Annotated in this window: 9 protein-coding genes; 5 read left to right on the top strand and 4 right to left on the bottom strand. The window is 51.1% G+C overall.

The window, feature by feature from the left end; translation table 11 throughout:
• Positions 1–83: 83 nt before the first annotated feature.
• Both dnaJ and dnaK read right to left on the bottom strand, forming a co-directional pair.
• Positions 84–1,214 (bottom strand): molecular chaperone DnaJ, encoded by a 1,131-nt coding sequence (dnaJ, locus tag E0D98_RS18155; protein ID WP_001118464.1) that lies wholly within the window; start codon positions 1,212–1,214, stop codon positions 84–86.
• An 88-nt stretch (positions 1,215–1,302) separates the two neighbouring features.
• Positions 1,303–3,219 (bottom strand): molecular chaperone DnaK, encoded by a 1,917-nt coding sequence (dnaK, locus tag E0D98_RS18150; RefSeq protein ID WP_000516140.1) that lies wholly within the window; start codon positions 3,217–3,219, stop codon positions 1,303–1,305.
• Between the two features lie 376 nt (positions 3,220–3,595).
• On the opposite strand from dnaK, the gene E0D98_RS18145 reads away from it, so the two are divergent.
• The 3 genes from E0D98_RS18145 (at position 3,596) to satP (ending at position 5,454) form a co-directional block, all read left to right on the top strand.
• On the top strand, positions 3,596–4,000 hold the full coding sequence (locus E0D98_RS18145; RefSeq protein WP_000843559.1) for a DUF2541 family protein: 405 nt from the start codon (positions 3,596–3,598) through the stop codon (positions 3,998–4,000).
• A 25-nt stretch (positions 4,001–4,025) separates the two neighbouring features.
• Complete coding sequence (gene msyB / locus E0D98_RS18140; protein WP_001102383.1) at positions 4,026–4,739, top strand: acidic protein MsyB; 714 nt, start codon at positions 4,026–4,028, stop codon at positions 4,737–4,739.
• A gap of 148 nt (positions 4,740–4,887) precedes the next feature.
• A complete protein-coding gene (gene satP / locus E0D98_RS18135) occupies positions 4,888–5,454 on the top strand; it encodes an acetate uptake transporter (RefSeq protein ID WP_000528538.1) in 567 nt (188 codons plus the stop codon).
• 34 nt (positions 5,455–5,488) lie between these two features.
• On the opposite strand, the gene mog is transcribed toward satP, so the two are convergent.
• Complete coding sequence (mog, locus tag E0D98_RS18130) at positions 5,489–6,076, bottom strand: molybdopterin adenylyltransferase (RefSeq protein ID WP_001094680.1); 588 nt, start codon at positions 6,074–6,076, stop codon at positions 5,489–5,491.
• Between the two features lie 114 nt (positions 6,077–6,190).
• On the bottom strand, positions 6,191–7,144 hold the full coding sequence (gene tal / locus E0D98_RS18125; protein ID WP_000130189.1) for a transaldolase: 954 nt from the start codon (positions 7,142–7,144) through the stop codon (positions 6,191–6,193).
• A 278-nt stretch (positions 7,145–7,422) separates the two neighbouring features.
• On the opposite strand from tal, the gene E0D98_RS18120 reads away from it, so the two are divergent.
• Together E0D98_RS18120 and yaaA are read left to right on the top strand one after the other, a co-directional pair.
• Entirely contained in the window at positions 7,423–8,853 is a 1,431-nt protein-coding gene (locus E0D98_RS18120; RefSeq protein WP_047086643.1) for a sodium:alanine symporter family protein, read from the top strand.
• Positions 8,854–8,922: 69 nt separating this feature from the next.
• Positions 8,923–9,699 carry a peroxide stress protein YaaA gene (yaaA, locus tag E0D98_RS18115; RefSeq protein WP_000906203.1) on the top strand — a complete coding sequence of 259 codons (777 nt, stop codon included), beginning with the start codon at positions 8,923–8,925 and terminating at the stop codon, positions 9,697–9,699.
• Positions 9,700–9,903: the final 204 nt, after the last annotated feature.

Below are 9,903 nucleotides of genomic sequence, written 5' to 3'. Positions count from 1 at the left end.
CCCCGCCACTTTACAGGTGCTCGCATATCTTCAACGCACCCTATTTTTACCCAGGCCTGCCCACGGGCAGGCTTTTGGGGAGGTTAGCGGGTCAGGTCGTCAAAAAACTTCTTCACACCATCAAAGAAGCTCTTTGAGCGCGGGCTGTTGTGCTCACCGGTTGGGCCACCGAAGCTTTCTTGCAGCTCTTGCAGCAGCTGTTTCTGCTTCTCGTTCAGGCCTACCGGTGTTTCGACGACAACGCGGCACAGCAAATCACCCTGTGCGCCACCGCGGACAGACTTGACGCCTTTACCGCGCATACGGAAAAGCTTACCGGTCTGGGTTTCGCCAGGCACTTTCAGTTTGACGCGACCATCAAGGGTCGGTACTTCGATTTCGCCACCCAGCGCCGCCATAGCGAAGTTGATCGGGACTTCGCAATAGAGGTTGTTGCCTTCACGCTCGAAAATCGGGTGCTGTTTAACCTGAACCTGAACGTACAGATCGCCTGCCGGTGCGCCATGCTCGCCCGCTTCACCTTCGCCCGCAAGACGGATGCGGTCTCCAGTGTCCACCCCTGCCGGGATTTTAACGGACAGCGTTTTGCTGCGCTCAACACGACCATGACCATGACATTTGTTGCACGGATCTTTGATCAGCGTACCGCGGCCCTGACAGTGTGGACAGGTCTGCTGTACAGCGAAGAATCCCTGACGCATCTGCACCTGACCAGAACCATGACAGGTCGGACAGGTCTGCGGCTGTGTACCTGGTTTTGCACCGCTACCGTGGCAAACGTCACACTCTTCCAGAGTCGGAATGCGGATCTCTTTGGTCACGCCACGTACAGCTTCTTCGAGGGTGAGCTCCATGTTATAGCGTAAATCAGCACCGCGCGCCGCACGTTGACGACCACGTCCGCCGCCAAAAATATCGCCGAAAACGTCACCAAAAATATCGCTGAAGTCTGCGCCGCCGCCAAAACCGCCGCCGCCCATACCGCCTTGCTCAAACGCAGCATGACCATACTGATCGTATGCCGCACGTTTTTGCGAGTCGGTCAGAACTTCATAAGCTTCCTTGATCTCTTTAAATTTCGCCTCGGCCTCTTTGTCACCCTGGTTACGGTCCGGGTGGTATTTCATGGCCAGGCGTTTGTAGGCCTTTTTGATTTCACGCTCTTCCGCTGTTTTGGAAACGCCTAAAATCTCGTAATAATCTTGCTTAGCCATCTTTTTTAAATTGCCCCTAGATGAATGCACGGGCGGAGAGGAAATTCCCCTTCGCCCGTGTCAGTATAATTACCCGTTTATAGGGCGATTATTTTTTGTCTTTGACTTCCTCAAATTCAGCGTCGACAACATCGTCATCTTTCGCGTTGTTTGCAGAAGCATCAGCACCGGCAGTCTGCTGCTGGGCATGTTGCTGCTGGGCGATTTCCATCAGTTTCTGGGAAACCTGTGCCAGCTCCTGCATTTTCGCTTCGATAGAGGCTTTGTCTTCACCTTTCAGAGCAGTTTCCAGTGCAGTCAGTGCAGACTCGATAGCAGTTTTGTCGTCAGCCGGCAGTTTGTCGCCTGCTTCTTCAACCTGCTTACGGGTGCTGTGCAGCAGATGGTCGCCCTGGTTGCGAGTCTGTACCAGCTCTTCAAACTTACGGTCAGCTTCGGCGTTAGCTTCTGCGTCGCGTACCATTTTCTGGATTTCATCTTCGTTCAGACCAGAAGAAGCCTTGATGGTGATCTTCTGCTCTTTACCGCTGTTTTTATCTTTCGCGGAAACGTGCAGGATACCGTCAGCATCGATATCGAAGGTAACTTCGATCTGCGGCATGCCGCGCGGTGCCGGGTTGATACCATCCAGGTTGAACTGACCCAGAGATTTGTTATCAGCCGCACGTTTACGTTCACCCTGCAGCACATGGATGGTTACCGCAGACTGGTTGTCTTCAGCGGTAGAGAACACCTGGCTATGCTTGGTCGGGATAGTGGTGTTTTTCGCGATCAGCGTCGTCATCACACCGCCCATGGTTTCGATACCCAGAGACAGCGGGGTAACGTCCAGCAGCAGTACGTCTTTCACGTCACCAGTCAGAACACCACCCTGAACAGCAGCACCGATTGCTACAGCTTCGTCCGGGTTAACGTCTTTACGCGGCTCTTTACCAAAGAACTCAGCAACTTTCTTCTGAACCATTGGCATACGAGTCTGACCACCAACGAGGATAACGTCGTCGATATCAGATACGGACAGGCCAGCGTCCTGCAGTGCAACTTTCAGCGGCTCAATGGAACGGTTTACCAGATCTTCAACCAGGCTTTCCAGTTTCGCACGAGTCACTTTGATGTTCATGTGTTTCGGACCGGTCGCATCTGCAGTGATGTACGGCAGGTTAACGTCGGTCTGCTGAGCGGAAGACAGTTCGATTTTCGCTTTTTCTGCCGCTTCTTTCAGGCGCTGCATTGCCAGCGGATCGTTGCGCAGGTCAATGCCCTGATCTTTCTTGAATTCTTCAACCAGGTAGTTGATCAGACGGCTGTCGAAGTCTTCACCACCCAGGTGGGTATCACCGTTGGTAGCCAGAACTTCGAAGGTTTTTTCGCCGTCAACTTCGTCGATTTCGATAATAGAAATATCGAAAGTACCACCACCCAGGTCATAAACCGCGATAGTACGGTTGCCAGTACCTTTGTCCAGACCGTAAGCCAGCGCAGCTGCGGTCGGTTCGTTGATGATACGTTTTACTTCCAGACCAGCGATACGGCCTGCGTCTTTGGTTGCCTGACGCTGAGCATCGTTAAAGTATGCCGGTACGGTGATAACAGCTTCAGTTACCGGTTCACCCAAGTAATCTTCAGCGGTTTTCTTCATTTTTTTCAGCACTTCAGCAGAGATCTGCGGCGGTGCCATTTTCTGGCCTTTAACTTCGACCCATGCGTCGCCGTTATCAGCAGCAATAATTTTGAACGGCATGATGGAAACATCACGCTGTACTTCTTCGTCCTGGAAGCGGCGGCCAATCAGGCGTTTAATCGCAAACAGGGTGTTTTGCGGGTTCGTCACTGCCTGACGTTTAGCCGGCTGACCAACCAGAGTTTCACCATCCTGGGTATAGGCAATGATAGAAGGCGTGGTGCGATCGCCTTCGGCGTTCTCCAGCACGCGAGGAGTGGTGCCATCCATAATCGCTACACAAGAGTTGGTAGTACCCAGGTCGATACCAATTATTTTACCCATCTAAACGTCTCCACTATATATTCGGTCATCATGTGGTTGTGAGTCTGTAATAGGGGCGAAACGTCTGGTTTCAACTGCCCAATTTCATTTTTTTGCAGACTCACTCACTGCGGTTGACTACTAAATGGGGTCGTAACCCACGTCATCAAGGGGGAGATGCAAAAATTTTTTGTGCTTTTGCGCAGAAATTTCGCGATATAGCAGGACAAGACGTGAAACTGACAGCAATTTTATTCATATAAAGAATGAATCGCAGCCAAGACATTCATCAAAAAATTGTAATAAAAAGAAAACATTACGCACCTGAATCTTCTCTTTATCAGCAGTAAACTAGTGGGTATCCATCCCCCTACCTCTCCCCACTAAGAGAATCCTTATGAAATCCGTTTTTACGATTTCCGCCAGCCTGGCGATTAGTCTGATGCTGTGCTGCACGGCGCAGGCAAACGACCATAAAATCCTCGGCGTCATTGCGATGCCACGTAACGAAACCAACGATCTGGCGCTGAAACTTCCTGTTTGCCGAATTGTTAAACGCATACAACTCTCTGCCGACCATGGCGATTTACAGTTAAGCGGTGCATCGGTTTATTTCAAAGCCGCCCGTAGCGCCAGTCAGAGCCTGAATATTCCTTCAGAAATAAAAGAAGGGCAAACCACTGACTGGATCAACATTAACAGCGATAACGACAATAAACGCTGCGTCTCAAAAATCACCTTTTCCGGTCATACGGTGAACTCATCGGATATGGCCACGCTGAAAATTATCGGCGACGACTAACGCCAGAATATAGAAGCCACAAAAAATGAATGTTAATTACCTGAATGATTCAGATCTGGATTTTCTCCAGCATTGCAGTGAGGAACAGTTGGCAAATTTCGCCCGATTGCTCACCCATAATGAAAAAGGCAAAACTCGCCTCTCCAGCGTACTGATGCGCAACGAACTGTTTAAATCGATGGAAGGGCATCCCGAGCAACATCGCCGCAACTGGCAGCTGATTGCTGGAGAATTACAGCATTTTGGTGGCGATAGTATCGCCAACAAACTGCGCGGACACGGTAAATTGTATCGGGCCATTTTGCTCGATGTTTCAAAACGATTGAAGCTGAAAGCCGACAAAGAGATGTCTACGTTTGAGATTGAGCAACAGTTACTGGAACAATTTCTGCGTAACACCTGGAAGAATATGGACGAGGAACATAAACAGGAGTTTCTGCACGCGGTCGATGCGAGGGTGAATGAGCTGGAAGAGCTGCTGCCGCTGCTGATGAAAGACAAATTATTGGCAAAAGGCGTGTCGCATTTGCTTTCCAGCCAACTGACCCGCATTTTACGCACCCACGCAGCAATGAGCGTACTTGGGCATGGTTTGCTGCGCGGCGCGGGGCTGGGAGGCCCTGTAGGTGCGGCACTAAATGGGGTTAAAGCGGTCAGCGGCAGCGCCTATCGCGTGACGATTCCAGCCGTACTGCAAATCGCCTGCCTGCGCCGGATGGTTAGCGCCACTCAGGTCTGATACCGTAAACCGGGGAAAATTTTCATTTTCCCCTCAAAAGATCGTAGACACTGCCCCACTGGCTGATTATTATGCCGCGCCCTGAAAACACTACAGTTATTCAGGGAAATTATTTCACCATTCATTCGATGATGATTTTTGAGGAATTATGGGCAACACTAAGTTGGCTAATCCGGCACCGCTGGGCCTGATGGGCTTCGGCATGACCACCATTCTGCTTAACCTGCACAACGTGGGTTATTTCGCTCTGGACGGTATTATTCTTGCCATGGGCATTTTCTACGGCGGCATCGCGCAAATTTTTGCTGGTCTGCTGGAGTACAAAAAAGGCAACACTTTCGGTTTAACCGCATTCACCTCTTACGGTTCTTTCTGGCTGACGCTGGTTGCGATTCTGCTGATGCCGAAACTGGGTCTGACCGATGCGCCAAATGCACAGTTCCTTGGTGTCTACCTGGGTCTGTGGGGCGTATTTACGCTGTTTATGTTCTTCGGCACGCTGAAAGGCGCACGCGTTCTGCAATTCGTTTTCTTTAGCCTGACCGTGCTGTTTGCCCTGCTGGCGATCGGTAACATTGCCGGTAACGCCGCAATCATCCACTTTGCCGGCTGGATTGGGCTGATCTGCGGTGCCAGCGCAATCTATCTGGCGATGGGTGAAGTACTGAACGAGCAGTTTGGTCGCACCGTTCTGCCGATTGGTGAATCCCACTAATTGTTTTGAGATCCCCCCGCTCGGGGGGATTTTTTTATTCGCTAACGTCGCGTCTTGCACTCTTCGGTCTGAATGCTGCAACCACTTCCGGTGCCGTTTCAACGTATGGCCCTTCCAGCAAGTGAATGCAGTACGGTACGCTGGCAAAAATACCGTGTACCACAACGTTACCCGCAGCGTCCTTCACACCTTCCAGCGTCTCTTTAATAGACTTCGGCTGACCGGGTAAGTTAAGGATCAGCGCCTGTTTGCGAATCACACCAACCTGACGCGAAAGGATCGCAGTTGGTACAAAATGCAGGCTTATCTGGCGCATCTGTTCACCAAAGCCAGGCATCTCGCGGTCCGCTACTGCCAGCGTCGCATCGGGCGTTACGTCACGACGCGCCGGGCCAGTTCCGCCCGTGGTGAGCACCAGATGGCAACTCATTTCATCCACTAGCTCACACAACGTTTGCTCGATGATCGCCTGCTCATCGGGGATTAAGCGGGTTTCCAGTTCAAACGGCGTGGTTAGCGCCGATGTCAGCCATTCTTCCAGCGCAGGGATGCCTTTATCCTGATAAACGCCGCTGGATGCGCGATCAGAGATGGAAACTAAGCCAATACGTAAAGTATTCATCAAGATTTTTCCGTTTAAACAGTCTCGTTAAACAGAATGATACACTGCGAAGGGAGTGACAGACAGGCTTCAGAAGAGGTAGCGTGACCGACTTCCCGGTCACGCTAAGAATGATTACAGCAGATCGCCGATCATTTTTTCCAGTTTTTCCTGGTCAATAGCAAACTTACGGATACCTTCCGCCAGTTTATCTACTGCCATTGGATCCTGGTTGTGCTGCCACAGGAACTCGGACTCAGTGATACGCGCCGGACGCGCTTTCACTTCGCCGGTGTAAGACAGTTTACGTTCGATAGCCCCTTCGCTCTCAGCCAGCTCTTTCAGCAGTGTAGGTGCGATGGTAAGACGGTCGCAGCCTGCCAGTTCCAGAATTTCGCCGATGTTACGGAAGCTTGCGCCCATAACCACGGTTTCATAACCGTGCTCTTTGTAGTACTGGTAGATTTCAGATACAGAAACCACGCCCGGATCTTCTGCCGGAGCGTACTCTTTCTTATCAGTATTCGCTTTGTACCAGTCAAGAATACGGCCAACAAATGGCGAGATCAGGAACACGCCTGCTTCCGCACAAGCACGAGCCTGAGCGAAGGAGAACAGCAGGGTCAGGTTACAGTTGATGCCTTCTTTTTCCAGCTGTTCTGCAGCACGGATACCCTGCCAGGTAGAAGCCAGTTTGATCAGAATACGATCGTTGCTAATACCAGCATCGTTGTAGAGTTTGATCAGGCGTTTTGCTTTCGCAATTGACGCTTCGGTGTCATAGGAAAGACGCGCATCAACTTCAGTTGAGATACGGCCCGGAACCAGTTTCAGGATTTCCAGACCAATATTTACTGCCAGTTTGTCGGTCGCGTCCACGATCTGCTGCGCGCGATCGTTGCTCTGCTGTTTCGCCCAGGCGACAGCATCATCAATCAACTTACGGTATTCCGGAATCTGCGCTGCGTTAAGAATGAGAGAAGGGTTGGTTGTGGCATCCTGCGGTTGATACAGCTTCATTGCCGCGATGTCCCCAGTGTCGGCCACTACGGTGGTGTACTGACGAAGGGAGGTCAATTTGTCCGTCATGATAGTATTTCTCTTTAAACAGCTTGTTAGGGGGATGTAACCGGTCTGCCCTGATGATATCACGACGCAACGTCAGCGCAACCGCCGACAAGACGGTTATCGCCAGGCGAGACTGTTTCGGATTTCTGACACTGCGTTGATATCGCCCGCCATTTTTATACAAAACCTCATGTATGCTACGCAGAAGTTATCAAGTACCTCGTAGCGTATATACTTCTTAAACAATTGGTAACGTTTACACAGGAAAGTCATCGCGACCGGCAATAAGAGGGATATGCATGCCAGATTTTTTCTCCTTTATTAACAGCGTCCTTTGGGGATCGGTAATGATTTACCTGCTCTTCGGCGCAGGTTGTTGGTTCACTTTTCGCACCGGATTTGTGCAGTTTCGCTACATCCGCCAGTTTGGCAAAAGTCTTAAAAATAGCATTCATCCACAGCCAGGCGGTTTAACCTCATTTCAGTCATTGTGTACCAGTCTTGCGGCGCGCGTGGGTAGCGGCAACCTGGCCGGCGTTGCGCTGGCAATTACCGCCGGTGGACCTGGAGCCGTCTTTTGGATGTGGGTTGCCGCGTTTATCGGCATGGCGACCTCGTTTGCCGAATGTTCTCTGGCACAACTTTATAAAGAACGTGACGTCAATGGACAGTTTCGTGGCGGACCGGCATGGTATATGGCGCGCGGGCTGGGGATGCGTTGGATGGGCGTTCTGTTCGCCGTCTTTTTGCTCATCGCCTATGGCATAATTTTCAGCGGAGTTCAGGCGAACGCCGTTGCCCGCGCCCTAAGTTTTTCTTTTGATTTTCCTCCGCTGGTGACAGGCATTATTCTCGCTGTCTTTGCTCTGCTGGCAATCACTCGCGGTCTTCATGGCGTCGCCCGGCTCATGCAGGGGTTTGTCCCGTTGATGGCGATAATCTGGGTGCTGACCAGCATGGTGATTTGCGTAATAAATATCGGGCAACTTCCCCACGTCATTTGGTCTATTTTTGAGAGTGCTTTTGGCTGGCAGGAAGCGGCAGGCGGCGCGGCGGGATATACCTTAAGCCAGGCGATTACTAACGGTTTTCAGCGCAGTATGTTTTCCAATGAGGCGGGAATGGGTTCGACGCCAAACGCGGCAGCGGCAGCGGCGTCCTGGCCTCCGCATCCGGCAGCGCAAGGGATTGTCCAGATGATTGGCATTTTTATCGACACCCTGGTCATCTGTACGGCAAGCGCCATGCTGATATTACTGGCGGGTAACGACACAACCTACATGCCGCTGGAAGGTATTCAGCTTATCCAGAAGGCGATGCGGGTGCTAATGGGTTCCTGGGGTGCTGAGTTTGTTACCCTCGTGGTTATTCTGTTTGCCTTCAGCGCCATCGTTGCCAACTACATTTATGCCGAAAACAATCTCTTCTTTTTACGCCTGAACAACCCTAAAGCGATCTGGTGTTTGCGGATCTGCACCTTCGCAACGGTCATCGGCGGCACCTTGCTAAGCCTTCCGCTGATGTGGCAACTGGCAGATATCATAATGGCCTGCATGGCTATTACCAATTTGACCGCCATTTTACTGCTCTCGCCTGTGGTTCATACCATTGCCAGTGATTATCTACGCCAGCGTAAACTCGGCGTGCGCCCGGTGTTTGATCCGTTGCGTTATCCGGATATCGGTCGCCAGCTTTCTCCGGACGCGTGGGATGATGTTTCGCAGGAGTAATCACAACTATCGATCAACTCATTCTCTTTTTTTGCTAAAGTCGGCATAAATTTCCTGCAAGGACTGGATATGCTGATTCTTATTTCACCTGCGAAAACGCTTGATTACCAAAGCCCGTTGACCACCACGCGCTATACGCTGCCGGAGCTGTTAGACAATTCCCAGCAGTTGATCCATGAAGCGCGGAAACTGACGCCTCCGCAGATTAGCACGCTGATGCGCATCAGCGACAAACTGGCGGGTATCAACGCCGCTCGCTTTCATGACTGGCAGCCAGATTTCACGCCGGAGAATGCCCGCCAGGCGATTCTGGCGTTTAAAGGTGATGTCTACACCGGCTTGCAGGCCGAAACCTTCAGCGAAGACGATTTCGATTTTGCCCAACAGCATTTGCGAATGCTTTCCGGCTTGTATGGCGTACTGCGCCCGCTCGATTTAATGCAGCCTTATCGTCTGGAAATGGGGATCCGTCTTGAGAATGCCCGAGGGAAAGATCTGTATCAATTCTGGGGAGATATCATCACCAACAAGCTGAACGAGGCGCTCGCAGCACAAGGCGATAATGTGGTGATTAATCTGGCGTCAGATGAGTATTTTAAATCGGTGAAGCCGAAGAAATTGAATGCCGAGATTATCAAGCCGGTGTTCCTCGATGAGAAGAACGGCAAATTTAAGATAATCAGCTTCTACGCTAAGAAAGCACGCGGTCTGATGAGTCGTTTTATTATTGAAAATCGGCTGACCAAACCAGAGCAACTGACTGGTTTTAATAGCGAAGGTTACTTCTTTGATGAAGCTTCCTCCAGCAATGGCGAACTGGTGTTTAAACGCTACGAGCAGCGTTAAGTTTGTAGTCAATGCCGGATGCGGCGTGAACGCCTTATCCGGCCTACAAAAGCATGCAGATTCAATATATTGCAGAATTCACGTAGATACTGTTATGGCCTGCAAGTTTTTTCCTGGTCCGGTTTCCCGGATTGCAGGCATGCCAGACACAGCGCCGTCAGGCGCTGTTTTTTTCATCCCTTCCGCGATTTTTACGCCGCTACC

Origin of the sequence: Escherichia sp. KCJ4928 (assembly GCF_004352695.1) — a bacterium.
In the GTDB taxonomy this organism is placed as follows: domain Bacteria; phylum Pseudomonadota; class Gammaproteobacteria; order Enterobacterales; family Enterobacteriaceae; genus ECMA0423.
Note: the sequence above shows the minus strand (reverse complement) of the source record. Positions and strands in the feature narration are given on the sequence as shown.

Excerpts from the sequence above, each read along its gene's own strand:
- dnaJ (WP_001118464.1), bottom strand. The coding sequence starts at position 1,214 with ATGGCTAAGCAAGATTATTACGAGATTTTAGGCGTTTCCAAAACAGCG.
- dnaK (WP_000516140.1), bottom strand. The coding sequence starts at position 3,219 with ATGGGTAAAATAATTGGTATCGACCTGGGTACTACCAACTCTTGTGTA.
- E0D98_RS18145 (WP_000843559.1), top strand. The coding sequence starts at position 3,596 with ATGAAATCCGTTTTTACGATTTCCGCCAGCCTGGCGATTAGTCTGATG.
- msyB (WP_001102383.1), top strand. The coding sequence starts at position 4,026 with ATGAATGTTAATTACCTGAATGATTCAGATCTGGATTTTCTCCAGCAT.
- satP (WP_000528538.1), top strand. The coding sequence starts at position 4,888 with ATGGGCAACACTAAGTTGGCTAATCCGGCACCGCTGGGCCTGATGGGC.
- mog (WP_001094680.1), bottom strand. The coding sequence starts at position 6,076 with ATGAATACTTTACGTATTGGCTTAGTTTCCATCTCTGATCGCGCATCC.
- tal (WP_000130189.1), bottom strand. The coding sequence starts at position 7,144 with ATGACGGACAAATTGACCTCCCTTCGTCAGTACACCACCGTAGTGGCC.
- E0D98_RS18120 (WP_047086643.1), top strand. The coding sequence starts at position 7,423 with ATGCCAGATTTTTTCTCCTTTATTAACAGCGTCCTTTGGGGATCGGTA.
- yaaA (WP_000906203.1), top strand. The coding sequence starts at position 8,923 with ATGCTGATTCTTATTTCACCTGCGAAAACGCTTGATTACCAAAGCCCG.